Here is a 24,956-nt window from a genome sequence, read left to right on the forward strand (position 1 = left end):
GTCAAGCTCTTGGTATCGGCGGATTTTTGCCAATATACCGCATTCCGGTGAAATGCCGCCGCCGGACAGGTCAACAGGGTTGCCCCAAGGTCACAGTGTAGCTAAGAAAATCTGAATTCGGGCGCGTATGGGGATTACCGCGCCCGTTTTGGGACGGAAAAAGGAATATACATTGCGCTCTACGCTTGCCATCAAGGTCCATGCGACGCTGGAGAAGTACTTTCCCGAACGTCGCGTGTTTCTCAAATCCGACAGTGACACGCGCTTTATCCGCCTGCGTCCCGGCACCCAGATCATCGCCTTTGCCGGCTGCGCCGCCGTCGTTGCCTGGGCCATCGTCGCCACCGCCATCCTGCTGATGGACAGCATCGGGTCGGGCAACTTCCGCGAACAGGCCAAGCGCGATCAGCGCACCTACCAGGCCCGTCTGAACGATCTTTCCGCACAGCGCGATGGCCGCGCCGAAGAGGCGCTGGCCGCCCAGAACCGGTTCAACGCAGCACTCAAGCAGATTTCCACGATGCAGTCCGAGCTGCTGGAATCCGAAACCCGCCGCCGCGAGCTGGAAACCGGGATCGACGTGATCCAGTCCACCCTGCGCGACACCATGAAAGAACGTCAGGACGCCCGCGCCCAGCTTGCCGCGCTTGAGGGGTCGCTGGCCGAAGGCGGCACCGGCGTCGTGCAGGCCGCCGCCTCAAGCGCCCCCATCGAATTTCTGGCCGAAGCACTGGCCGAGACCGCCAAGGAACGCGATCAGGTGATCGTCGATGCACAGGACGCGCTGTTGCAGGCCGACGAAATGGCCCAGCAGATCGCCCTGATGAAAGACCAGAACGACGCAATCTTCCGCCAGCTCGAAGAGGCGATGACCGTTTCCGTCGCCCCGCTGGACAAGATGTTTCGCAATGCGGGCATGTCCACCGACAGCATCCTGGCCACCGTCAAGCGCGGCTATTCCGGCCAGGGTGGCCCGATGACGCCGCTCTCCTTTACCACCCGGGGCGAGGAGCCCTCCCCCGACACGCTGCGCGCCAACCGTCTGCTGAACCAGATGGACCGGCTGAACCTCTACCGGATCGCGGCGCAGAAAGCGCCCTTTGCCAAACCGGTCAAATCCGCCTTTCGCTTCACCAGCCAGTTTGGCTATCGCCGCGATCCCAAGACCGGCGGCCGGCGGATGCATTCCGGCGTCGATTTCGCCGCCGGGATCGGCACGCCGCTTTATGCCACTGCGGATGGCGTGGTCACCCATGCGGGCTGGCAGTCCGGCTATGGCCGTCTGGTCAAGATCCAGCATGAGTTCGGGATCGAGACCCGCTATGCCCATCAGTCGCGCATTCGCGTGAAGGTCGGACAAAGGGTCTCGCGCGGGCAGCACATTGGTGATATGGGAGCATCCGGACGTGTCACCGGCGTTCATCTGCACTATGAAGTCCGAGTCGGCGGCAAAGCTGTTAACCCCATGATCTATATCAAGGCTGCAAACGATGTTTTCTAAGAGCAAAATCAACGATCCCGCCCCGAACAAGGATGCCGAAAGCCAGCGCCAGGCGACACCGCAGGCCCCGGCGCAGTCCACGCCTGCCCAGCCCAAGCCCAACGAGTTCAAGGCATCGGCGCCCAAGGCGAAACCCCCGGCCTCGGTCCTGTCTTCCGATCTGCATGTGACCGGCAACATGAAGACCACGGGCGATATCAACGTCGAAGGCACCGTGGAGGGCGACATCCGCGCGCATCTGCTGACCATCGGCGAAACCGCGACCATCAAGGGTGAAGTGGTTGCCGATGATGTGGTGATCAACGGCCGTATCGTGGGCCGCGTGCGCGGCCTCAAGGTCCGCCTGACCTCGACCGCACGGGTCGAAGGCGACATCATCCACAAGACCATCGCGATTGAATCCGGCGCGCATTTCGAAGGCTCCGTCCAGCGTCAGGACGACCCTCTGAACCCCGGTGCCAAGAACGCACCGACCCAGAAGCCGAACCCCGCCTCCTGAGGCATCGGCATCCCGGTTTCAAAGGGCGTCGCAGGCTGCGGCGCCTTTTTGCTTTTGGGGGGTGATGTGGGATTGGCTGTACGGGCCGAAGCCCCGGTTAACCACAACGCCCGGACGCCCCGCGTCCGGGCCGCGCCCGACCCGCCCGGCGCAAGCCGGGCATCGCCCGACCCGCCCTCTGGGCGGGCGCGGCCCTCAGGTTTCGGGACGCCAAGGCTCTATGGGCCCGGCCTCGACCGTCGCCGACGGTTGACTGGTTGGCAACAGCGCGGACTTTGCTGCCAACCACCACCAAAGCCCGGAACAAGCCGAAGGCGCCGGGCCATCGCCTGCCCGCCCCACGGGTAGGCGATTTGGTGAGGCTGGGTGTTCTCCCGATAGGACTCATCATGGTTGAGAAATAAAGTGCCATCTACACAAGTCGGTATCGCCCACCCCGGGCAGGCGCTGGCCCGGCTTGCGCCCCACGACACGTTGATCTCAGAACCTCCCTTCCCACACCACCTCCCCAAACGCAAAAGGGCGGACCAAACGGCCCGCCCCTTGCTTTGCCTGCAACACAGATCACTCGGTCACGGTGACCTTGCGCATCACGTCCGGGGTGCCTTCGATCGCGCCATTGCCGCCGGTGCCGCGTTTGATCGCGTCCACCACGTCCTGGCCGCCGGTCACCCGGCCGACCACGGTGTATTGGCCGTTCAGGAAATGCCCCTCATCGAACATGATGAAGAACTGGCTGTTGGCCGAATCCGGGTTCTGCGCCCGGGCCATGCCGACGACACCCTTGTCAAAAGGCGTATCGGAGAACTCGGCCGACACGTCCGGCATATCGGAGCCGCCCATGCCCGCGCGGGACATGTCGCCGCCTTCCTTGCCGAATTCCACATCGCCGGTCTGCGCCATGAAACCGTCAATCACCCGGTGGAACACGACGCCGTCATAGGCCCCCTGCTCTGCCAGCGTGGTGATGCGCTCCACATGCTGGGGTGCGAGGTCCTCCAGCAGGTCGATGGTCACGGTGCCATTGGCCTCGCCCTCGACCACGATTTCAAGCCCGGTGGCCAGCGCGGGGCCGGCGGCAAGGGTGGCGCACAGGCCACAGAGGATCAGCTTACGCATCCGCCGCAACCTTGACGCTGATCATGCGGTCCGGCTGGGCGGGCGGCTCGCCCTTGGCGATGGCATCCACATGCTCCATCCCCGACACCACCTGACCGTAAACGGTATACTGGCCGTTCAGGAAATCATTGTCCTTGAAGTTGATGAAGAACTGGCTGTTGGCACTGTCGGGATTGGCCGAACGCGCCGCACCCAGCGAGCCGCGCGCATGCGGCACCTTGGAGAATTCGGCAGGCACATTGCCCAGATCGGACCCGCCGGTGCCTGCCATCCGCAGGTTGAAACCGTCTTCCATGTTGCCATGTTCCACATCGCCGGTCTGGGCCATGAACCCGTCGATCACCCGATGGAAACAGACGTTGTCATATTTGCCCGCCCGGGCCAGTTCCTTCATCCGCGCGACGTGCTTGGGGGCGACATCCGGCAGCAGTTCGATGGTTACGGTGCCACCCTTCAGCTCCATCAGGATCGTATTTTCGGGGTCTTTGATCTCAGCCATGCGGGTCTCCTTCGCAAAATTGGTTGAGCGATACCTAAGGTCGATTGTGCCGATTGCCAAGCAGATGCATTGACCCCCGCGCCTGATATGGCAAAAGACAGCCAGCATATTTGAAACCGGAGGCACGGCATGGGCTGGAAGACATTGGACGACATGGAACTCGGCGGCAGGACAGTGCTGGTGCGCGTCGACATCAATGTGCCGGTGGAGGATGGCCGCGTCACCGATGCCACCCGCATCGAACGGATCGTGCTCACCGTCGCGGATATCCTTGCCGCGGGCGGCAAGCCCCTGCTGCTGGCGCATTTCGGCCGCCCCAAGGGCAAGGTGGTGCCGGAGATGTCGCTGAAACCGCTGCTGCCCGCGCTTGAGGGCGCGCTGGGGCGTTCCGTCGCCCTGATCGACAGTCTTGAGACCGCCGAGCAGGGGCTGAACGCGGACGCCGATGTGCTGCTGCTGGAAAACATCCGCTTCTACCCCGGGGAAGAGGCCAATGACGAAGGCTTCGCCCGCCGCCTCGCCGCGCTGGGGGACATCTATTGCAACGATGCCTTTTCCGCCGCGCACCGCGCCCATGCCTCGACCGAGGCGCTGGCGCGGCTGCTGCCCGCCTGCGCAGGCCGTCTGATGCAGGCCGAGCTGAGCGCGCTGGAAGCCGCCCTTGCCACCCCGGAACGCCCGGTGGGCGCGGTGGTGGGCGGGGCCAAGGTCTCGACCAAGATCGAATTGCTTGAGAACCTCGTGAACCGGCTCGATGTGCTGGTGATCGGCGGCGGCATGGCCAACACCTTTCTTGCAGCCCTTGGTGCCGACATGGGCGCGTCGCTGAAAGAGCCGGATTTCTACGGCACCGCCAGGGACATCCTGGCGCAGGCGGACAAGGCCGGATGCCGGGTGATCCTGCCGGTCGACGGTCTGGTGGCGCGCGCATTCGCCGAAGGGGCCGCGCATGAGGTCATGGCCCTGGGCCCTGATGCAAAACTGGCAGCGGACCAGATGGTGCTGGATGCGGGCCCGGAAAGCATCGCCGTGCTGCAAGCGGCCTTTGCCGGGCTGAAGACCCTGATCTGGAACGGCCCGATGGGGGCCTTTGAAATCGCCCCCTTCGACACCGCCACCGTTGCCGCCGCACAGGCCGCCGCGCGCCAGACCCGTGCCGGCACGCTGATCTCCGTCGCGGGCGGCGGTGACACCGTTGCCGCCCTCAACCAGGCCGGTGTGGCCGATGATTTCACCTATATCTCCACCGCCGGGGGCGCTTTCCTGGAATGGATGGAAGGCAAGGAACTGCCCGGCGTCGCGGCGCTGAACAGCTGAAACAGGCATTCGGCGGCCAATCCCGCCGCCCTGCCCCCGGTGTTGCCCGTGCAATGACCGGTATATTCATGTCAAAAAACTGATCTGCGCACACAGAGGGGATTCCCTTGGCGAATCACCTGTGTCATACTCCCGTCACGTCCACCAAGAGACGATTTGAGGCAGACCAGATGACACGCACCGCACGCCCGGCTTTCGGCACATTGCTGTTCTTTGCGATTGCATTCGCGCTCAGCCTCTATTTCACCTTTGCCGCCGTCCAGGGCGATTACGGCCTGTTCCGCCGCGCCGAAATCCTCGCCGAAAGCCAGGAGTTGCGCAGCCAGCTGTCCACAGTACGCATGGATGTGGCGCGTATGGAGAACCTGACCAAGCGCATGTCGGACGATTACCTGGACCTGGATCTGGTCGACGAACAGGTGCGCCGGGTGCTCGGCATGGTGCGCCCTGATGAAATTGTAATCAGATAAGCCTCAAACGCACGGATTTTCGCCCGGTTGCACGCGTGCAGAAAACCGCTCTACACTTCTGTCACCGAATCCGCTACAGAATAGTTTAACGCTAAACTAATTGCGCAGCCCGCCACCCGCGCGCACTGAGGAGATGCCCATGGCCGCCAGAAAAACCACCAGGAAACCCAATGTTTCGGCAGACGAGCTGAAAGCCTATTACAAGGACATGCTGCTGATCCGGCGGTTCGAGGAAAAAGCAGGCCAGCTTTACGGCATGGGCCTGATCGGTGGTTTCTGCCACCTCTATATCGGACAGGAAGCCGTGGTTGTCGGCCTTGAGGCCACCACCAAGGAAGGCGACAGCCGCATCACCACCTACCGCGACCACGGCCATATGCTGGCCTGCGGCATGGACCCCAACGGGGTGATGGCCGAACTCACCGGCCGCGAAGGTGGCTATTCACGCGGCAAGGGCGGTTCCATGCACATGTTCTCGAAAGAGAAACGCTTTTACGGCGGCCATGGCATCGTGGGCGCCAACGTGCCGCTGGGTGCGGGCATCGCATTCGCCGACAAATACAAGGGCAACGACCACGTCACCTTCACCTACTTCGGGGACGGTGCCGCCAACCAGGGCCAGGTCTATGAGGCCTTCAACATGGCGGCCCTGTGGAAACTGCCGGTGATCTTCGTGATCGAGAACAACCAATACGCCATGGGCACATCGCAGCAACGCTCCACCTCCTCCGCCGAGATCTGGGAACGCGGCAAGGCCTTCGGCATCCCCGGCGAGGCCGTCGACGGCATGGATGTGCTGGCGGTGAAGGAAGCGGGCGACAAGGCGGTCGCGCACTGCCGCGCCGCCAAGGGCCCCTATATCCTTGAAATCAAGACCTACCGCTATCGCGGCCACTCCATGTCGGACCCCGCGAAATACCGCACCCGAGAAGAGGTGCAGAAGATGCGCGACGAACGCGACCCGATCGAAGCCGTGCGCAACCTGTTGCTGACCGGCAAACATGCCAGTGAAGAGGACCTGAAAGCCATCGACAAGGACATCAAGAAAGTCGTGAACGACAGCGCCGAATTCGCCAAGGAAAGCCCCGAACCCGCACTTGATGAGCTGTGGACCGATATCTACGCAACCGAAGTCCCGCAGGAGGCATAAGACTATGGCAACCGAAATTCTCATGCCCGCCCTCTCGCCCACCATGGAAGAAGGCACCCTGGCCAAATGGCTGGTCAAGGAGGGTGACACCGTCGCCTCCGGCGACATCATGGCCGAGATCGAGACCGACAAGGCCACGATGGAATTCGAAGCGGTGGACGAAGGCACCATCGGCAAGATCCTGATCGCCGAAGGCACCGAAGGGGTCAAGGTGAACACCCCCATCGCCATTCTTCTGGAAGAGGGCGAAAGCGCGGATGACATCGACACCTCCGCCAAACCCGAAGCACCGGCAGCGGCCCCCGCCGCCGATGACGCGCCGCAAAAATCCGCAGCGGCCCCGGCAGAGGCCAGGTCGCAGCCCGAACCCAGGGTCGATACAACCCCCGACTGGCCCGAAGGCACCACGCTGAAGAAACAGACGGTCCGCGAAGCCCTGCGCGACGGCATGGCCGAGGAAATGCGCCGCGACGAAAACGTCTTCCTGATGGGCGAGGAAGTTGCCGAATATCAGGGCGCCTACAAGATCTCCCAGGGTCTGCTGGATGAATTCGGCTCCAAGCGCGTGATCGACACGCCGATCACCGAACATGGTTTTGCCGGCATCGGTGTCGGCGCCTCCTGGGGCGGTCTGCGCCCGATCGTCGAATTCATGACCTGGAACTTCGCCATGCAGGCGATCGACCAGATCATCAACTCCGCCGCCAAGACGCTCTATATGTCCGGTGGCCAGATGGGCTCGCCCATGGTGTTCCGTGGCCCCAACGGTGCCGCCGCCCGCGTCGGCGCGCAGCACAGCCAGGATTACGCCGCCTGGTACATGCAGATCCCCGGCCTGAAAGTGGCGATGCCCTATTCCGCCTCGGACTACAAAGGCCTGATGAAAACCGCGATCCGCGATCCCAACCCGGTGATCTTCCTGGAGAACGAGATCCTCTATGGCCGCAGTTTCGACGTGCCCGAGATCGAGGATTACACGGTTCCCTTCGGCAAGGCCCGGATCTGGCGCGAGGGCGACGACGTGACCATCGTCAGCTTCGGCATCGGCATGAGCTATGCCCTGCAAGCCGCTGACAAACTTGCAGAAGAAGGCATCATGGCCGAGGTCATCGACCTGCGCACCCTGCGCCCGATGGACACCGACAGCATCATCAAATCGGTGATGAAGACAAACCGCTGCGTCACGGTGGAAGAAGGCTGGCCGCAGGGCTCGGTCGGCAATTACATCTCAAGTGTCATCATGCAGCAGGCCTTCGATTATCTCGATGCCCCGGTGATCAACTGCACCGGCAAGGATGTCCCGATGCCCTATGCGGCCAATCTTGAGAAACACGCGCTGGTGACCACCGACGAGGTCATCGAAGCCGTCAAAAAAGTCACCTACAAGTAAGGAGCGGACAGATGCCAACAGAAATCCTCATGCCCGCCCTCTCGCCCACCATGGAAGAAGGCACGCTTGCCAAATGGCTGGTCAAGGAGGGCGATACCGTCGCCTCCGGCGATGTGATGTGCGAGATCGAGACCGACAAGGCCACGATGGAATTCGAAGCCGTGGACGAAGGGGTGATCGGCAAGATCCTCGTGACCGACGGCACCGAAGGGGTCAAGGTCAACACCCCCATCGCCGTGCTGCTGGAAGAGGGCGAAAGCGCCGATGACATCGGTGACACCCCCGCACCGGCAAAGGCCGAAGCCCCGAAAGAGGATGCGCCAAAGGCAGCACCCGAAGCCGCCAGACCCGAGACCGCTGCCGCCCCACCTGCCCCCAAAGGCGGTGACGGCAACCGGATCTTTGCCTCGCCGCTGGCCCGTCGCATCGCGGCGGACAAGGGGCTGGACCTTTCCGGCGTCACCGGCTCCGGCCCGCATGGCCGCATCGTCAAGGCCGATGTCGAAGGGCGCTCCGCCTCCGACACGTCCAAAGCCGCCGCCTCCCAACCTGCCGAGGCCGCTGCCGCTGCACCCAGGGCCGCAGCCCCGGCCGGCCCCTCCGCAGATGCCATCGCCAAAATGTACGAAGGCCGCGACTACGAGGAAGTCAAACTCGACGGCATGCGCCGCACCATCGCCGCGCGCCTGACCGAAGCCAAGCAGACCGTGCCGCATTTCTACCTGCGCCGCGACATCCAGCTTGACGCGCTGATGGCCTTCCGTGCCCAGCTGAACAAACAGCTTGAAGCACGGGGCGTGAAGCTCAGCGTCAATGACTTCATCATCAAGGCCTGCGCCCTGGCCCTGCAGGAGGTCCCGGAGGCCAACGCCGTCTGGGCAGGCGACAAGGTGTTCAAGCTCAAACCCTCCGACGTCGCCGTCGCCGTGGCCATCGAAGGCGGGCTGTTCACCCCGGTCCTGAAAGACGCCGAGATGAAATCCCTCTCCGCCCTCTCGGCCGAGATGAAGGATCTCGCCACCCGCGCCCGCGACCGCAAGCTGGCGCCGCATGAATACCAGGGCGGCAGCTTTGCCATCTCCAACCTCGGCATGTTCGGCATCGATAACTTCGATGCGGTCATCAACCCGCCCCATGGCGCGATTCTGGCCGTGGGTGCAGGGGTGAAAAAGCCGGTGGTGGATGCCGAAGGCCAGGTCAGCGTGGCCACGGTCATGTCGGTCACCCTCTCGGTCGATCACCGCGTCATCGACGGTGCCCTGGGCGCGCAGCTTCTGAACGCGATCAAGGCCAACCTCGAATCGCCGATGACCATGCTCGCCTGATCCCTTTTTGGCAGGCATATATCCTCGGGGAGTGTGAGGGGCAGACAGCCCCTCACCCGCCGCGTCAGGGACGCGGCCGTGATCATGCAAAAGCCGGGGCGCGCGCGCGCCCCGGCTTTTTCAATTCTTCACTTTTTCAATTCTTCACAATGTCAGCTGGCAGTCAGACGCTCTTGGTCCCGAACATGTGATCCATCAGCACCGACGGCTGATCACAGCCCGCCTCGCCCACGATCTTCGCCGGGATGCCCGCGACGGTCTTGCAGGGCGGCACTTCCTCCAGCACCACGGAGCCCGCCGCGATCCGGCTGCAATGGCCCACCTTGATGTTGCCCAGCACCTTGGCCCCGGCCCCGATCAGCACGCCATCGCCAATCTTGGGGTGACGGTCCTCTTCCTCCTTGCCGGTCCCGCCCAGGGTGACCGAATGCAGCATCGACACATTGTCGCCCACCACCGCCGTCTCACCGATGACAATCGAATGGGCATGGTCGATCATGATCCCCTTGCCGATCCGCGCCGCGGGGTGAATATCCACCCCGAAAATCTCGCTCACCCGCATCTGCACGAAATAGGCCAGATCGCGCTTGCCCTTCTTCCACAGGTGATGCCCCACGCGGTACGCCTGAACCGCCTGATAGCCCTTGAAATAGAGGATCGGCTGCACCAGCCGGTGACAGGCCGGGTCGCGCTCGTAAATCGCCACCAGATCGGCGCGCGCCGCTTCGACCAGACCGGGGTCCTCGGCAATCGCCTCATCCACGATCTCGCGCACCACGACCATCGACATTTCATTCGACGCCAGCTTTGCCGCAATCCGGTAGGACAGCGCCTTTTCGATGGATTTATGGTGCAGGATACAGGCATGCACAAAGCCGCCGATCAGCGGCTCATCCTTCACCGCCTGCTGCGCCTCATGCTGGATCTGCTGCCAGACCGGGTCAACGCTGGAGATATTTCTGCGGGGTTCGGCCATAACATCACGTCCTTTGCTGCGCTCAGACTACCTCATGCCGCATCAGAAAACCAATGGCAAACCCGTGATGCAACTAATTTCCCATGTGTGCATGTAAGCCCTGCTTGCAAGAGGCAGCCGCGCATTTTTCCAGGACCGCCGTGACAACCATCTGAAAACACGCGCAATCCTCCGCGTCGTCAAAGCGGCCCGGCGGGGCAAGCCGCCGCGCCCCGGCGGCGGCCAGCAAGGTGCCATTGCCCCATAACGGATGCACCCGCCCCAATCGCCGGGTGTGGCGGTCGGCCCAATCCGCCTCCAGGAACAGCCGCGCACAAAGCGCCGCGCGCTGTGGCGCGGGCACCGCCCGCAGGGCCCGCGCCGCCGTCCGGACATCGCTCAGCAGCACCGCGCGCATCAGCCGCCCACCACCCGCGTCTCCGCCAGCCCCGGCCCATAGACCGCCGAGATCTGCGCCACCGAGACCTCGAAGGGCAAGGTCAGACCATCGGTATCCTGATCCGCCGCGCTATAGGTCCAGCCCGGCGCATCCACCTGTTGTTCGCGCAGGATGCTGCCACCCGCCGTGATGCGCAGCAGATAGCGCTCGCTCTCCTCGCCCAATGGCACCTCCGGCACCTCCCAGGCATCGCCGTTCAGCCGCGTCCGCCTGATCCAGTTCAGGTCAAAGCTGCCATCCGCCCGTTTGACGACCCTCAGGTGACAGGGGCTCAGCGGGCGTTGCCCGTTTCCGGCAAAGGCCGTCACCAGATGGCGATAGGACGGATCGTCATAGCCCCGCCGCGCGGGCCCGATGCGGAAATGCTGCGCCACCTGGCGCAGGTTCGGGCTGAAATCAATCTGCTGCGGCCTGCCATCCAGCAGGACAAAGCGCGATCCGGCGGGCCAGACCGGCGGCATCAGCGCATCGCTCCCCGCCTGCCCCCGCAGCCGCCCCGACAGCCAGTAGACCCCCGGTGCGACCAGTGTCGCTGTCCGGAACTGGAACAACTCCCAGTTGTCCGCCGATCCGTCTCCGATCGCGGCCAGGTTCGCCCCGCTCAACAATGCCTCTTCGGTCACCGATTCCAGCGTGCCGGCAGTCAGCCTGACCTCCAGGGCATCGCCCCGGTCGATCAACCCCGGCGATGCCGCCGCCAGGTCGTTCAGGGTCACGCCAATGGTGCTGCGCGCGGGCAATATCCCGTTCAGCCGGTAATTGGCATCGGTGCTCGACTGATAGACCGCAACCGCCCCCGGCCAGGGCTGCGCCGTCGCCGCCAGATGCGGCGCATACGGCACCTCGTCGCCGCGCAGCAGCGGCAGGTCCATGAAATAGGGCTGCACCGGCACCGGCGCTGCAAAGGGCCGCAATGGCACCAGCTCATCCGTGAGCTCAGCGGCATCATAGACCTCCGGCTCGATCCGCACCGCGTCCACCAGCTGCAGGTCCGATTGTTCCACCCGGTCGATCCGGTAAAGCGCCGCGCCCTCCTGCCCCTCACCGGGCAGTTCAATCACATCCCCCGCGCCCAGCGCGAGCCTTGAGGGCGGTAAGGCCAGCCGCAAATGCCCGCGTGCCACCCGCGCCTCCACCAGCCAGCGTTCGGCCACCTGTCGGCCCTCGGCCCGGGTCAGCGCCATGTTCAGCTCTGATGCCGCAACCGCATGGGTCGCCTCATCGGGCAGAACCGCCTCCTCCGCAATGGTGTCAAAATTGCCATCCGCCTGCACGAAGCGCAGCCGCACCCGGCCCGAGATTTCGGCCTCCGCCTCGCGCAGCTGTTCGCTTACCCCGTCCAGTTCCTCGCTGACCGCCAGCAGCGCCGGGTCCAGCACCTGCGGCTTCAGCCCGTCCCGCGACCGGAAGGACAGCACCCCATCCCGCTCGACCGCATCGAAACCGTGGCGCAGCATCAGCGGCTGCAGCGCCGTCCGCGCATCCGCCACCTGATCCACCGCATAGCCGCGCACATATCCATGCAGCCCCTGCGTGCTGAACGCATCCAGCCCCGCCCGCCTGCAGATCTCGCCCACCACAGAGGCCAGCGTGCGGGCCGAGCTGCGCCCGTTGATCCAGTGACCGCGCGCATAATTCTGCCCGTCGCTCCACAGATCGCGGTTGTTGGGAAAGAACGGATAGGGCCGCACGTCCCAGGCCCAGACAAAGGCCCGCGTCATGTCCAGCATCCGCCCCTCATATTCCGAAGACTGCGGATTATGCGCCGGATCATCCCAGTAGGAGGACATCGCCCGCAGATACTGCATCTGCATCAGATCATCGCGCGCCCCCGTCGAATAGCGCGGCAGCGCACTTTCCGAACTTTTCTGATCCAGAAACTTGTTCGGCTCATTGGCCCCCTTGTCCACCGCCGCACAGCCATATTCCGTAAACCAGATCGGCTTTGATGCAGGCACCCAATCCGTCGGGCTCTCCTGCCGCAGGCCCCCCAGCCGCTCATGATGCGCATTCTGCCACCAGTTGCGGATGTCCTTGTAGCGGTAGACCCAGGGCTCATCATAGGCGCCATCGGTGATCTCTGTCCGGATCTGCGCCGCCCGGGCCTCGGGCGAATGATAATAGAAATCATAGCCTTCGCCGCCCTCGATGTTCCCGCGCAGGTAATTCAGGTCATGGATCGCATCGTGATCCTGCGCATCCAGATGATCCTCGCCTTCGCGCCAGTCCGCCAGCGGCATGTAATTGTCGATCCCGATGAAATCGACGTTGTCATCCGCCCAGAGCGGATCAAGGTGAAAGTACAGGTCGCCACTGCCATCCTGCGGCTGATAGCCGAAATATTCGGACCAATCCGCCGCATAGCTGATCTTGACCTGCGGCCCCAGCAGGGCACGCACCTCCCCCGCCAGCGCCCGCAACCGTGCCACCGCAGGAAAGCTTTTGCCGCTGCCCCGGATCTGCGTCAGCCCCCGCATTTCCGAACTGATGCAAAAGGCCTCGACCCCGCCCGCAGCGGCACAAAGCGCCGCGTAATGCAGAATGAACCGCGACAAGGACCATTCAACCGGCCCGGAATAGCTCACCGTCTCGCCCGACACGGCAAAATCCGCCGCCGTGACCGTGCCAAAGAACGCATCCACCTCTGCCTCGGCCCCGGCGGTGCCATCGGGGCTGCCGGGCCGTCCCGGTGCCTGCGACAGGGTGATGCGCCCGCGCCAGGGCAGTTTCGGCTGGCTGGTGGCATCGCTGTAGGGGTCGGGCAGGTCGTTCCCTTCCCCCTGATCCATCAGGATAAAGGGATAGAACATCACCGCCTTGCCCGCCGCCGTCATCGCCTGAATGGCCTCGATCACGGAACGGTCCGTCGGCGTGCCGCCATAGACCGGCCTGCCTTCCTGCCGGGCGATGACCTGCGCCGCGCTCCGGGTCAGCCCCGCCACCTGCCAGGCCATGTTTTCCCCTTCGATGGTGGGGTCTTCCACCTTGGGCCGGACGGTACATTCCCCACAGCGCAGGTCATCGCCGAACCAGGACACCACCAGCGATGCGGCTTCCAATTCGGGCAATTCCTCGCCCAGCGCCTCCAGCGACACGGCAAAATCCGCCTTGCCCTGCGGTGTGTTCACATTGGCGCTCCACCGCGCCTCTGCTCCATCGACGTAAGTTACATCTGTCGTTGCCAGCCCGTATTCCCCGGTTCCGGGGATCAGAGCGACACCGCGCACCCCATGGGTCGGCATATGCTCCCAACCCGGCGCGCCGCGCTGTTCGGGGCGCAACACCTCAAAGGAAAACTGCGGCACGCGGTTGCCAAAAGCCGCCAGCTGCAGGTCCTCCATCACCACATAGGCGGTCCCTCGATAGGCAGGCACCTGCCCCGCGCCCTCGATCGCCTCCATCACCGGATCCGGCAATTGATCCGCTCCCCCGGAATAGACCCGCATGTTCAGATCGTCCCGGGCCACTTCCTCCCCATCGGCCCAGACCCGCCCGATGCCGGTGATCTCCCCCTCGCAAAGCGCGATGGCCAGGCTCACCGAATAGCTGTACTCGGTTGTCTGCGGCGTGGGCCGCGCCCCCTTGCCCCCGCCCGAGACATTCACCGCCTCCTGAAAATCCGACACCCAGATCACATGTCCGCCAATGCGCATCCGGCCATAGACCTGCGCCACCGGTTCCCCTTCGCCCGCGCGGGTCAGGCGAAACCGGTCCACCTTGCCGGTCTCGACTGCCTGCCCGCCCTGCCCCAGCAACCGCTGATCGACAAAGCGGCCCAGCGTCGCCCCCACGGCACGTCCGATGGCAACCGATGACAGCCCCGCCAGCGTGCCGCCGACAGAGCCACCCAATGCCGCACCCGCAGCCGAAAAAATCACCGTTGCCATCAACCGTCTCCTTGAGGAAATTCAAACCGCGCCACGATCCGCCGCGCCCAGGGGGCGCTCAGCGGGCTTTCCACCACGCCGCGCCCCGCATAGGCATGGATGAAAGCCGGTGCCCGGCCCGCCCGCGCCTGCAGCCCCAGATGTTTGGCCACCGATCCCGCCCGCATCCGGAACAGCAGCACATCACCCGCCCGCGCCTGATCCAGCGGCCTGGCCCGCAGATGCCGCAGAGCGGCCGCCCACAACAGCTCCTCGCCCTGCGGTTCGGACCAATCCATCGAATAGGCCGGCACCGCCTCGGGCTCCGCCCCCAGCACCTCGCGCCAGACCCCACGCAGAAGGCCCAGACAATCACAGCCCGCCCCCTTGCTTGCCTGCTGATGCACATAGGGCGTCCCGATCCAGCCGCGTGCGGCCTCCACGATCCGGCTCACCGCAGCGACCCGCCCGTGTTCGCCCCCGTTGACCGCGGCACCGCCACCACCCAGTCTTCGCCCGGCAGGTCCGGAAACCCCTGAAAATTCAGCAGGTTGTTGAATTTCAGCCGGCAGGTCTCCATCCGCTTGTCACAGCCCGCAACCAGCCTCACGGAGGTGCCCTCCGCCAGATCCCCCCGCAATGGCTCCCACAGTTCGATCACGCGCCGCGCACCGTCGAACCGGTCATGCTTGATCAACCCCCAGAGCCCCTGCGCGGTGCCATCCAGCACCTCCAGCCGCCCCCGCGTGAACCACCCCGCCTCGAACCCCTGAAAGCTGTCCCAGGCAAAGATGCGGCCCTCTTCCACATCCTGCACATTCCGCGTCTCGGCATAGCCCGGCGTCTCCAGCGCAAAACGACAGGTGCTGTCGCCCAACACCGCGGTACAGGGCTTCTGATAGACCCGCCCCTGCGGCTGGTTCAGCACCTCGGTCAACCCGCGCAATTCGGCGCGAAACGCCCCCCCAACCCGGCGCAATTCCCCAATCGTGCCGTGAAACTGCAGCTTGCGCTGGGATGTATCGGCCCAGTTGACCAGCCAGGCCTGCACCTGCGCCCCGTCAAACCGCCCCTGCTCGATCTCGTCCTCGCGCAGGGTCACGTCACTCAGCGCGCCCAGCGCCTCGGTGTTGTCCACCGCCAGCCCCGTGCTCTGCGCAATGGCCCTGGCGCTCAACCCGGTATCGGCGCGGAACAGCTCGCCCTCCATGACCAGCGGCACGTCATGATCGGTAAAGGCAAAGCTGACCCCGTCCCGCCGCGTGATCCGCCAGGCATGACACAGCGTCGTATGTCCGCTCTCCAGATGCGCCTGCAGCGCCGCGCTCACCCCGGCCATCAGATCCGCACCTCGATGACAGGCACATCCGGCACCTGCCCGGCCTGAAAACTGGCAACCGAGGTCAGGATGCGGTCGGTGTCGAACCGGACAGGAACGTCAAATTCATAGCCCGCATGGATTTCGATCTCCGGATCGGGCGGATGGGCAAAGCTGACGATACCCGTGGTCAGATCCACCTCGTAATCAAGCCCCTCCTGCAACTCGTCCTGCTCCAGCCCCAGGCGCACCGTGCCCGCCACCGGCTTGCGGATCGGGCGAAGATAGCTCTGCGCGCCGGAGCGATAGGTCTTGACCAGCGGGAAGTCGGCTTTCACCCCGTCGCCATAGCCGATGGTCTGATCGTCAAAGGCAGGCTCCCGCGACGCCCGGCAGGATTTGTAATCCGCCCAATCCTTCCAGCGGAAACCATGCAGCTGCCCCATCCGCGCCTCGAAAAACCCGATCAGCAGCTGCAGATCGTCAATCGACCGCATCCCGAGACCCGCATCATAGACCCTGCGCGAATGCGCCCAGGGGGTGTTGCGCTCTTCGAAGCCATTGGCCAGCGTCACCACATCCGTGCGCCGCTGCGGTCCGCCCATCGCGCCAAAGCTCAGGCTGGCGGGAAATCGTACCTCGTGAAATGCCATGATGCTGCTCCCTCCTATCTGTTGCGGTTGCCGGCACCCAGGGCGCGGCTCATCTGTGCCGCGATCTGCGACTGGCTGCGCTGGAAGCCCTGCACATCCGGCGTGGTGATGTTCATCACCACCGTGGTGCCGCCCCCGGCCCCGCGCACCCCCAGCTTGCCGTCACTGCCCCGCGCCAGCGGCATGATCGCCTCCGGCCCTGCCTCGCCCATCACCCCCATGCCGCCGCGCATCGGAAACGCCGTGGCCGAGCTGACCACGCCGCCACTGGCAAAGGGCATCACCCGCCCCTGGCTGAAGGCGGCCCCATCGGCAAAGGGCAGGATGCCCTGCATGATGTTGCCCACCCCCTGAGAGATCAGCCCCCCGAAGTGATCGGTCACCGGCCGCATCGCTGCGTTGTAGGTCGTGCGCATCAGCGACTGGGCCACCGTGGTCAGCGCATCCGACAGTTTCATCCCGTCGAACACCACGCCATCAAAGGCCTTGCGCAACCCCTTGCTCAGGCCCCGCTCCAATGTCGCCACGTCTTTGCCGGTCGCGGCCAGCGACACCCGCATCCGCCCCAACTCACCGTCAAAGGCCGCCACCAGCCCACCGGTCTCGGCCAGCGTGCTGTTCAGCCCCTGCGCATTGTCCTCAAGCGCATCCATGTCTTCAAACTCAGCCATCGCCGGTTTCCTTCCTCTGATCCGGATAGGCCGCCATCAGCGCCGCCAACCCATCGCTCAGCATCGGGGCCTGCGCGCCTGCGCGCCCCAGCATGATCTGCAGTTCCACCGGGGTCAGCGCCCAGAACACATCCGGGCTCAGCCGCAGCCCATGCAGCCCCGCCCGCATCAGCGCACCCCAGTCCAGAGATTGCCCGCTGCTCACTCCGGCACCACAAAGGCCCGCGCCAGCAGCTCCGCCGCCGCCCGCGCCGCCGCCATCGGCCCGCCTCCGATCTCCGCCTGCGCGAGGGCGGCATCGCTGATCCGCGCCCCCCCGCCGCGCAGCCCCGCCCCCAGCAGCGCCACAACATCACGGCTGGCAAAGCTGTTGCTCTCGAAGCGTTCCACAAGGGCCACCAGCGACCCCGCCTCAAGCGCCTCTTCCAGCTCGGCCAGCGCCCCCAGCGTCAGCCGCGCCACATGGCGCTGACCGTCAATGACAACCGCCACATCCCCCCGCCACCGATTGGCCATGCTCAGACCTCCGTGGCATCGGGCGTGAACGCCAGCTCACCCGCCGACATCAGGCTGACCTCGAATGTCGCCTCGCCATTCAGCGACCCGGCATATTCCAGCGCCGTCACCTGGAACGGCCCCTGCACAACGCCAAAATCAGGAATGATGATCTGGAAATCCGGCGTCAGCCCGTCAAAGAACAACTGCCGCGCCCGTTCATCGGTGCCCGCATCGCGAAACACCCCCGATCCGCTGATCGCGGCCGAACGCACCCCCGCCCCCACCAGCAACTCCCGCCAGCCCCCGGCACTGTCGAGCGTGGTGACATCCACGGTCTCCGCATTGAAACTCACCCGCGTGGCGCGCAGCCCGGCAATGGTCTCGAATTGCCCGTCGCTTGTCATGTCCACCTTGACCAAAAGGTCCTTACCAGCTTGAACAGCCATTTCACGTCTCCTGCTTGATCCCGAAAATTCTCGTCTCAGTCGTCCTGCACCCGCGCGGCAAAGCGCAGGTCGATCTGGCGCGCCGCACCGCTGTCGATGCGCGCGGCACGCGCCCGCTCGAACCGCAGTGACACCAGCCGCCCCCGGCTCAGGGTCAGATCCGCGTCATGCAACACATCGCTGATCGCCGATCCCGCCTGCTTGGCGCTGGCAAACCCAGGTTGCGTCGTGATCACCGACACCGTGAACCGATGCAGCGCACCCGCCCCGGTCCCGTCGGAGGCATCTCTCGCTGTCTCACTGCCCAGCCGCACATAGATCGCAGGCAGGTTGCCCGATGGCACCGCGTCATAGATCGCCGTCCCCACGATGGCCCCCAGTGCCGCATCATTGCCAAGCGCCTCGAATACCGCCGCCTGCAACGGCGCTGACCCCGCAAAACTCATGCCACCTGCTCCTCTTGCGCATGACAGATCAGGTAACGCCCATCCGGATCGCGCTCTGTCACTGCCGTGATCTTGAAAACCCGCTGCCCGTCGCGCAGACGCTGTTGCGGGCGTGGCCGTTCCGGGCTGCCAAAGGGCGCGCCCCGCACAACAATCCGGAACCCCGCGCGGCTGACAAAAGCGCCGGCGGCCCGTGTTTCCCGCCCGGTCCGCGCCGTGACCTCCGCCCAAAGCGTGCCCAGCGGCAACCAACCCTCGACAAAGCCCCCGGCACCGTCCGGCAATTGCTCCGGCGTCTCCAGCACCATCGCATGGTTCAGGCGCGGCACATTCATGCCCCCAGCCCCATGCGCACTGCGCGATAGCGCTCGATCAGGCTGCTGACGCCAAAGGGCATGCAGCCCCCGCTCAGCCCGGTGTCATTGCGGTATTCATAGTAATGCGCCGCCAGCATCAGCACCGCCTGCCGCAGATCAGAGGGCACCCCCTCCCACTCCGCTGCAAACCCGGCCTCAAAGACGATCTTCACAATCCCCTGCCCAGGCACCCGCGGCAGCACCGACCCCGCCGGCCGCAGCCGCGGTGCCTGCATGTCCCGCTCCAGCCAATAGTCTGTCGCCGGCACTTCGGTCTCCGCGCCGCCCTGCGCCACCAATATGACCTGGCTGACCGCCTGCACCGGGGCCAGCGGCAGCTCCTGACCACCGGCATCACGCCATGCTGACAGCTCCAGGCTGAACGCGCGCCGCAATATCGCCTTGCCGGTGCGCGCCTCGATCGCGGCCGCGGCAGCCCGCAGGAACGACACGAGCACCGCGTCCTGTACATCCTCCAGACCAAAGCCGCTGCCCAACCGCAGATGTGCCTTCAACGCATCCACGGGCAAGGCATTGTCCGGGGCGGGTGTTACTTCGATCAACATCATGGATCATCTCCAAAAATCGCCCCCTCGGGCGGTGGTCGTCATCATTCCGGGCGCGCACCCACCCGCACCGCTCGGTCAGAGGGGAGCAGCTAGGCGATGCGAAGATGTCTTCAGGCGCGCACCCGAGCCGAGGTCAGGTCTCCCCGGCCCCGGCATCCGCCACGGGCTGTTAGGCCGTGCCGAATTTCAGCAGCTTGATCGCGGCAAAATCGCTCACATCGCCGCCCACACGCTTGGTGGCGTAGAACAGCACATGCGGCTTGGCGCTGAAGGGATCGCGCAGGATGCGCAGATCGGGGCGCTCCGCCACCGTGTAGCCGGCCGCAAAATCGCCAAAGGCGATGGAGATGGAATCCGACCCCGGATCGGGCATGTCCTCTGCCACCAGCACCGGATAGCCCATCAGCTGCGCAGGCTCGCCCGCCGCCAGACCATCAGACCACAGGAACCGGCCATCCGCGTCCTTCAGCTTGCGCACCAGCGCCGTGGTCTTGGAATTCATCACGAAGGACCCGTTGGCGCGGTACTGCGCCCCCAGCGCATAGACCAGCTCGATGATCGCATCGGCGGTCACGCTGCCATCCACGCCGCTTGGCACATAGCCAAGGTTGCCCCAGGACCACAGATCATTGTCGACAGTGGCATGGGTCAGGAACCCCCTGGGCTTGTCCACGCCGTCCCCGTTGATGAAGGCCTGCGCTTCGGCCCGCGCGAACTTGTTGGCAATGCGCCCGGCCAGCCAGCCCTCGATGTCAAAGGCACTGTCATCCAGCAGCCGCTGTGACGCCTTGGGCAGGGCCGACAGCTCATGCAGCGGGATGGTGATCCGGTCGATCTGCGGCGTGTCGGTCTCCGCCTGCGGCCCCGCCTCGGTGGCCCAGCCCGCGCCCACATCGGTATGATCCACCAGCACATCGAAAGAGGTCGCCTCGACCCGGACGACACTGGCAATCGCGCGGATTGACGCTGTTGCGTTCAGCACCGATTGCACGGTCTCCGAGGTCTGCGGATCGACCAGATAGCCGCCATCCGAATTGACAGCCGTGGACAGCGATTTGCCCTCCAGCTCCAGCCCGCGCAGCCCATCGTCATCGCCATTGCGCAGATAGGCGTTGAAAGCCTTCTGATGCGGCGCAGCCGCCTCCACGCCACCGGCCAGCGGAGTCCGTACAGTCATCTTGCGGTCCAACATTGTCACTCGCTCTTCTGTTTGTTGAAGTTTCATCTCAATTTCGCCCCGGAAGCCCTTGAAGTCGGTGACAAAACCCGTCACCGCCTGGCGAACCTCCTCCGCCGGAGACAGCTCTGTGCCCCCCGTTTCGGTCTTGCTCATCAATTGTCCTCACTTGGTTCAGCCGCGGGAGGTCCCGCGCGCCAGTTCAGCGCGCGCCCCGTCAAAGGCCGCCGCCATCTCCCGCAGCACGTCACCCAGGGGCGCACTGTCCCCCTTGGCGCCGACCCGCGCACTGGGCAGCATCGGGAAGGTCACCAGGGACACCTCCCAAAGCTCCAGTTCCGACAAGAGCCGCTGGCCCTTCGTGTTCTTGCTCGCCCGCAGCGTGCGATAGCCGATCGACAACCCGTCAATCGCCCCCGCCGCGATCAGCGCCGCCGCCTCGCGGCCCTTCGCCACGCTCGACAGGATGCGCCCCCTGACCCAGAGGCCCCGCGCATCTTCGCGGACCTCGTCCCAGACCCCGATGGGCTGGGCCGGATCATGCTGCCACAGCATCTTGATGCTGCGCCCCGCCGCCGCGACCGCCTTCAGACTGGCGGCATAGGCCCCGGCCTCCACCACGTCACCGCCCTGATCGGCATCGCCGAACAGGCTGGCATAGCCGCTGATCTCGGTGCCGCCCTCGACCGCGATGGCCTGCCCGAAGCGGGCAAACTTGCGCTCCAGCCCCGGCAGCCCGCCGGACATATCTTTCCCGTTCCCCGGAACCACCCCGAGGTCGCCTTGATCATGATCCATGACAACTCCTGTGAATTTCAGATGTTCAGGGGGCTACCGCCAGGAACGACTGCACCGCCTGCGCCAGTATCACCGCAACCACCCCATAGACGGTCAGCCACAATCTTCGTTCCATCCGCGCCATCACCCCCTCAAGCTGATCCAGCCGGCGCATCAGGTTCTCCCGATGGATTCGGCTGACTTCCTCATGGGCCTGCAACCGCAGCCCCGGCGCGCAATCGAACCGCTCGAACCCCGGCTCATGCATCGTCAGCCACCGCAGGCAGCCCCAGCAGGCTGCGCTTTTCCGCCTGGCTCAGGAAATCCGCCTGCGCCACCCGCGCCCATTGCGCGTCACGCTCTCCCGCCAGCGCGGGCACCTGGTCCAGATCGGGCTTCAGCTCCAGCACCTCGCCGCTGAACCCGGCCATCCAACCCGCCAGCGCCGCCGTGACCCGCGTGGCCAGCGGCAGCACCGTCAGGCGATAGAACGCCCGGTGCGCCTCCTGGTAATTGGCATAGGTCGCATCCCCCTGGATGCCCAGCAGCATCGGCGGCACCCCATAGGCCAGTGCAATCTCCCGCGCAGCGGCCTCCTTGGTCTTCTGGAACTCCATGTCGCTGGGCGAGAACCCCATCGGCTTCCAGTCCAGCCCGCCTTCCAGCAGCATCGGACGCCCCGCATTACGCGCGCCCTGATGATGGCTCTCCATCTCGCTCACCAGCCGCTCGTACTGGTCCTCGCTCAGCTTGCCCTGCCCTTCGATCCCCTTGTAGACGATGGCCCCCGAAGGGCGCGCCGCATTGTCCAGCAGCGCCTTGGACCAGCGCGAAGCCGCGTTATGCACGTCCATCGCCATCGCGGCGGCCTGCATCGGGGCAAAGCCGTAATGATCGTCCTGCGGATGGAAGTTCCGGATATGACAGATGGGCCTTGCCCCTTCCGCCACCTCGAACCGGTGCCTGGCCCCGCCAACGGCATATTCATAGGCCACCGGCCAGCCATCGGCCCCCGGCACCACCGACATCCGGTCAGAGCGCAAGACATGCAACTCCACCGGCAGGCCCCCGGCACCGCCCACCGCCTCGACATAGCCATTGCCGCTCAGCAGCAGCTGCGCATAAAGCGCCTCCAGCAGCTCCGCCCGGCCCTGCGCCCCGTTGGGCCGCGCCAGCAACGCCGCCAGCGGATGCGCCTCATAGCGCCGCTCGGCATCCTGCACCACCAGCGGCAAGGCCGCCGCCGCCTCCGCAATCAGCTTGACGGAGCGGAACCCGACCGGGTTGGCACAGAACCCGGTGCGCGTCAGGCTCACCGTGTCGCGCGGGCTCCAGGCCGCGCGGCCAGAGGTCTGATAGGCCACCACCGGCCCGGTCGCCGAAGCCTTCTGCTCCGGCACGCCCGCCGCCGCCGTCCCGCGCCGCAGAAAATCAAACACCATACCGTCGCTCCTCATGTCTCTTGCTGCCGGAACCCGTCTCATCCGACGCAGGAACACTTTGCCTCAAACTGATTAAGGTCCCGAAACCCCACCGCCCGGTGGGGTGCGCAACACCCAATTCTTCCTGCCGGAGATACGCAATCGCCCGGCCGCTACAGGCTCCGCACACCGGGTGACCGCCACTTCGCCGCAGGCTCGATCATCAGCTCATGCAGCGCCCAGACCAGCGCATCGACCCGGTCGGGCGAACCGCCACCCTCGAACCCCTGCGCGGTCATCCGGCACATCTGGTCCTCCAGCCTGTCCAGCCCCCTGACATGGCGCACCCGGCCCTGCTCATAAAGCGCTGCAACCGGCTCTGCCCGTGCCACCTTGCCCCGGCTCGCATGTACCGATTTGAGCGGCACCAGCGGGTCGACCCCGCGCAGCACCTCGCCCACCATCTGACCGCCCTGGTTGACCTCCGCCACCAGCCGGTCCGCGCCAAAGCGTTCCATCGCGGTAATCGCCGCCCGCGCCCAGCCCGTCGGCGTCGCCCCCTGCACCGTCGCATCCGCCAGGACATAGGCCCGCCAGTCCTGCACCGGCCCGCGCGTCTGCGCGCCTACCACCACGATCCCGCATTCGTCCGAAGCACTGCCCGATGTTGTCGCCGGGTCCAGCCCCACGACAATCCGGTCCAGTTCCGGCAGCCGCGCCACCTGCGCCGTCTCCAGCATCGCGGTTGTCCACAACGCCCCCTCGGGCTCCGCCAGCAGAACGCCCTCCAGCTCCTGCCGCCCCATGCGCGTGCCCGCATAGCGCGCCATCACCTCGTCAAGGAAGGACTGCGCCAGATGCGCGGCATTGGCCTGTGTCGGCGCATGGGTCGTCACCGTCGAGGGCGAGGCCAGCAGCGCCTTCAACACCCCCACATTGCGCGGCGTGGTGGTGACACAGACCCGCGGGTCCTCGCCCAGCCGCAGCGCAAACTGCAACTGGTCCCAGGTCGCCTGCGCCTTTTTCCACTTGGCCAGCTCATCCACCCAGGCCGCATCGAACTGCGGCCCCCGCAGACCTTCGGGGTCATGCGCCGTATGCACACAGGCCTCGGCCCCGTTGGGCCAGACCAGCCGCTTGCGGCCGGCCTCCCACACCGGCCTGCGGTCCTCGGGCGAACAGGCCAGGATGCCGCTGTCGCCAAAGATCATGACCTCGCGCACCTGCTCGATGGTCTCGCCCACCAGCGCCACCCTGCGGCATTGCCCCGGGTCCAGCGGCATCGGCCCCTCCACCATCGAACGGACCCATTCGGCACCGGCACGGGTCTTGCCCGCCCCCCGCCCGCCCATCACCACCCAGGTCCGCCAGGCGCCTTCGGGCGGCAGCTGATGGTCCATCGCCCAGAACTCGAACAGAAACGGCAGTGCCAGCAGCTCCCCCTCGTCAAGGTCATCAAGAAACTGTTTTTGGAGGTCTGCACCGGCGCAAGCGATCCAGCTTGCACCCGATCTCAAACCGGGCTTTGTCCAGATCGAGGGCATAGGCTCCCCTTGCGATGCCAGCTTGTCTGTTTCTGTTTTCATGAAGATTGTTCTCCGCCTTTGCACATTGCGGGATCAGCCCCTGAATTTCCTTCAGGGCCTGCATCACCGCCTTTCCGTCGATGTCCTCAATGGACTGCGCTTGTGTCGTCAGGTCCTCGATCCGCCGCCGCAGATCCCGGACCGCATTTTGCAGGGCCTCAAAGACCTCTGCGCTATATGCCACGTCTTGCTCCTGGGTCTTGATCGTCATTCAGAGTCAAACCTTTTGCTACAGCGTCCCGCCCTGGACCTGAGACAGATCAAATCGCCAATGTCCCCAGAGCGCGTAGCGCGGCAGGGTATGGGCGGTTCAAGTTTAAGGCGGGGCGCATTAGGGGGCCCTGACCGAACAGACATGAAAAAGGCGGCACCCGGGTCACCCCGGGGCCGCCTGCCATCTGTCCTAGCATGCCTGAATCTATACGTCAGACCGTTCGCAAAGTCAAGTTTTTAAGTGTTAACAACACCTTACACGACAGCGCGCAGC

At 65.1% G+C, this 24,956-nt stretch carries 28 protein-coding genes; 7 read left to right on the forward strand and 21 right to left on the reverse strand.

The window, feature by feature from the left end; translation table 11 throughout:
- Positions 1–172 precede the first annotated feature (172 nt).
- Together PVW51_RS12130 and PVW51_RS12135 are read left to right on the forward strand one after the other, a co-directional pair.
- Complete coding sequence (locus PVW51_RS12130) at positions 173–1,501, forward strand: M23 family metallopeptidase (protein WP_269364303.1); 1,329 nt, start codon at positions 173–175, stop codon at positions 1,499–1,501.
- Positions 1,491–2,000 carry a bactofilin family protein gene (locus tag PVW51_RS12135; protein ID WP_114273259.1) on the forward strand — a complete coding sequence of 170 codons (510 nt, stop codon included), beginning with the start codon at positions 1,491–1,493 and terminating at the stop codon, positions 1,998–2,000. Before PVW51_RS12130 ends, PVW51_RS12135 begins: the two co-directional genes overlap by 11 nt.
- A 564-nt stretch (positions 2,001–2,564) precedes the next feature.
- Here the strand turns inward: PVW51_RS12135 and PVW51_RS12140 are convergent.
- Both PVW51_RS12140 and PVW51_RS12145 read right to left on the reverse strand, forming a co-directional pair.
- A complete protein-coding gene (locus tag PVW51_RS12140) occupies positions 2,565–3,119 on the reverse strand; it encodes a peptidylprolyl isomerase (RefSeq protein WP_274575276.1) in 555 nt (184 codons plus the stop codon).
- A complete protein-coding gene (locus PVW51_RS12145; RefSeq protein ID WP_114273261.1) occupies positions 3,112–3,618 on the reverse strand; it encodes a peptidylprolyl isomerase in 507 nt (168 codons plus the stop codon). The genes PVW51_RS12140 and PVW51_RS12145 overlap by 8 nt, the downstream gene beginning before the upstream one ends.
- Before the next feature lie 129 nt (positions 3,619–3,747).
- Between PVW51_RS12145 and PVW51_RS12150 the strand changes: the two genes are divergently transcribed.
- The 5 genes from PVW51_RS12150 to PVW51_RS12170 all read left to right on the forward strand — a co-directional run bounded on the left by PVW51_RS12150 (position 3,748) and on the right by PVW51_RS12170 (position 9,270).
- Positions 3,748–4,935 (forward strand): phosphoglycerate kinase, encoded by a 1,188-nt coding sequence (locus PVW51_RS12150; protein ID WP_274575277.1) that lies wholly within the window; start codon positions 3,748–3,750, stop codon positions 4,933–4,935.
- A 170-nt stretch (positions 4,936–5,105) separates the two neighbouring features.
- A complete protein-coding gene (locus PVW51_RS12155; RefSeq protein ID WP_114273264.1) occupies positions 5,106–5,405 on the forward strand; it encodes an FtsB family cell division protein in 300 nt (99 codons plus the stop codon).
- A 139-nt stretch (positions 5,406–5,544) separates the two neighbouring features.
- Positions 5,545–6,555 (forward strand): pyruvate dehydrogenase (acetyl-transferring) E1 component subunit alpha, encoded by a 1,011-nt coding sequence (pdhA, locus tag PVW51_RS12160; protein ID WP_269364312.1) that lies wholly within the window; start codon positions 5,545–5,547, stop codon positions 6,553–6,555.
- Positions 6,556–6,559: 4 nt separating this feature from the next.
- Positions 6,560–7,945: a pyruvate dehydrogenase complex E1 component subunit beta gene (locus PVW51_RS12165; protein WP_274575278.1), complete on the forward strand. Its 1,386-nt coding sequence runs from the start codon at positions 6,560–6,562 to the stop codon at positions 7,943–7,945.
- Positions 7,946–7,956: 11 nt separating this feature from the next.
- A complete protein-coding gene (locus tag PVW51_RS12170) occupies positions 7,957–9,270 on the forward strand; it encodes a pyruvate dehydrogenase complex dihydrolipoamide acetyltransferase (protein ID WP_274575279.1) in 1,314 nt (437 codons plus the stop codon).
- A 163-nt stretch (positions 9,271–9,433) separates the two neighbouring features.
- On the opposite strand, the gene cysE is transcribed toward PVW51_RS12170, so the two are convergent.
- From cysE to PVW51_RS12265, 19 genes are all read right to left on the reverse strand, one after another.
- Positions 9,434–10,246, reverse strand: coding sequence for a serine O-acetyltransferase (cysE, locus tag PVW51_RS12175; protein ID WP_269364318.1), 813 nt, complete (start codon positions 10,244–10,246; stop codon positions 9,434–9,436).
- A gap of 73 nt (positions 10,247–10,319) precedes the next feature.
- The gene (locus tag PVW51_RS12180; protein ID WP_269364320.1) at positions 10,320–10,643 is read right to left on the reverse strand and encodes a DUF7742 family protein; all 324 of its coding nucleotides are present in this window, start codon (positions 10,641–10,643) and stop codon (positions 10,320–10,322) included.
- Positions 10,643–14,572: a baseplate multidomain protein megatron gene (locus PVW51_RS12185; protein WP_274575280.1), complete on the reverse strand. Its 3,930-nt coding sequence runs from the start codon at positions 14,570–14,572 to the stop codon at positions 10,643–10,645. Before PVW51_RS12185 ends, PVW51_RS12180 begins: the two co-directional genes overlap by 1 nt.
- A complete protein-coding gene (locus PVW51_RS12190) occupies positions 14,572–15,006 on the reverse strand; it encodes an NlpC/P60 family protein (protein WP_269364323.1) in 435 nt (144 codons plus the stop codon). The genes PVW51_RS12185 and PVW51_RS12190 overlap by 1 nt, the downstream gene beginning before the upstream one ends.
- Positions 15,003–15,890 carry a DUF2163 domain-containing protein gene (locus tag PVW51_RS12195; RefSeq protein WP_274575281.1) on the reverse strand — a complete coding sequence of 296 codons (888 nt, stop codon included), beginning with the start codon at positions 15,888–15,890 and terminating at the stop codon, positions 15,003–15,005. Before PVW51_RS12195 ends, PVW51_RS12190 begins: the two co-directional genes overlap by 4 nt.
- Positions 15,890–16,522, reverse strand: a complete 633-nt coding sequence (locus PVW51_RS12200) for a DUF2460 domain-containing protein (RefSeq protein ID WP_274575282.1) — start codon at positions 16,520–16,522, stop codon at positions 15,890–15,892. Before PVW51_RS12200 ends, PVW51_RS12195 begins: the two co-directional genes overlap by 1 nt.
- Positions 16,523–16,536: 14 nt before the next feature.
- A complete protein-coding gene (locus PVW51_RS12205) occupies positions 16,537–17,193 on the reverse strand; it encodes a phage tail tape measure protein (RefSeq protein WP_269364329.1) in 657 nt (218 codons plus the stop codon).
- Positions 17,186–17,398 carry a rcc01693 family protein gene (locus PVW51_RS12210; RefSeq protein ID WP_269364331.1) on the reverse strand — a complete coding sequence of 71 codons (213 nt, stop codon included), beginning with the start codon at positions 17,396–17,398 and terminating at the stop codon, positions 17,186–17,188. Before PVW51_RS12210 ends, PVW51_RS12205 begins: the two co-directional genes overlap by 8 nt.
- On the reverse strand, positions 17,395–17,709 hold the full coding sequence (locus tag PVW51_RS12215; protein WP_269364333.1) for a GTA-gp10 family protein: 315 nt from the start codon (positions 17,707–17,709) through the stop codon (positions 17,395–17,397). The genes PVW51_RS12210 and PVW51_RS12215 overlap by 4 nt, the downstream gene beginning before the upstream one ends.
- Positions 17,710–17,711: 2 nt before the next feature.
- Entirely contained in the window at positions 17,712–18,137 is a 426-nt protein-coding gene (locus tag PVW51_RS12220; protein WP_114273276.1) for a phage major tail protein, TP901-1 family, read from the reverse strand.
- A 35-nt stretch (positions 18,138–18,172) separates the two neighbouring features.
- Complete coding sequence (locus PVW51_RS12225) at positions 18,173–18,583, reverse strand: DUF3168 domain-containing protein (RefSeq protein ID WP_269364335.1); 411 nt, start codon at positions 18,581–18,583, stop codon at positions 18,173–18,175.
- Entirely contained in the window at positions 18,580–18,918 is a 339-nt protein-coding gene (locus PVW51_RS12230; protein WP_274575283.1) for a head-tail adaptor protein, read from the reverse strand. The genes PVW51_RS12225 and PVW51_RS12230 overlap by 4 nt, the downstream gene beginning before the upstream one ends.
- Positions 18,915–19,508 (reverse strand): head-tail connector protein, encoded by a 594-nt coding sequence (locus tag PVW51_RS12235; RefSeq protein ID WP_274575284.1) that lies wholly within the window; start codon positions 19,506–19,508, stop codon positions 18,915–18,917. Before PVW51_RS12235 ends, PVW51_RS12230 begins: the two co-directional genes overlap by 4 nt.
- A gap of 169 nt (positions 19,509–19,677) precedes the next feature.
- The gene (locus PVW51_RS12240; protein WP_269364340.1) at positions 19,678–20,841 is read right to left on the reverse strand and encodes a phage major capsid protein; all 1,164 of its coding nucleotides are present in this window, start codon (positions 20,839–20,841) and stop codon (positions 19,678–19,680) included.
- A gap of 18 nt (positions 20,842–20,859) precedes the next feature.
- Positions 20,860–21,432, reverse strand: a complete 573-nt coding sequence (locus tag PVW51_RS12245; protein WP_274575454.1) for an HK97 family phage prohead protease — start codon at positions 21,430–21,432, stop codon at positions 20,860–20,862.
- 76 nt (positions 21,433–21,508) lie between these two features.
- Positions 21,509–21,730, reverse strand: a complete 222-nt coding sequence (locus PVW51_RS12250; protein ID WP_274575285.1) for a GTA head formation protein, RCAP_rcc01685 family — start codon at positions 21,728–21,730, stop codon at positions 21,509–21,511.
- Positions 21,723–22,904, reverse strand: coding sequence for a phage portal protein (locus tag PVW51_RS12255; protein ID WP_274575286.1), 1,182 nt, complete (start codon positions 22,902–22,904; stop codon positions 21,723–21,725). Before PVW51_RS12255 ends, PVW51_RS12250 begins: the two co-directional genes overlap by 8 nt.
- Before the next feature lie 152 nt (positions 22,905–23,056).
- Positions 23,057–24,427, reverse strand: coding sequence for a DNA-packaging protein (locus tag PVW51_RS12260; RefSeq protein WP_443288002.1), 1,371 nt, complete (start codon positions 24,425–24,427; stop codon positions 23,057–23,059).
- A complete protein-coding gene (locus tag PVW51_RS12265; RefSeq protein ID WP_269364343.1) occupies positions 24,339–24,680 on the reverse strand; it encodes a hypothetical protein in 342 nt (113 codons plus the stop codon). Before PVW51_RS12265 ends, PVW51_RS12260 begins: the two co-directional genes overlap by 89 nt.
- Positions 24,681–24,956 lie beyond the last annotated feature (276 nt).

Source organism: Sulfitobacter sp. PR48 (genome assembly GCF_028807335.1).
Classification (GTDB): Bacteria; Pseudomonadota; Alphaproteobacteria; order Rhodobacterales; family Rhodobacteraceae; genus Sulfitobacter.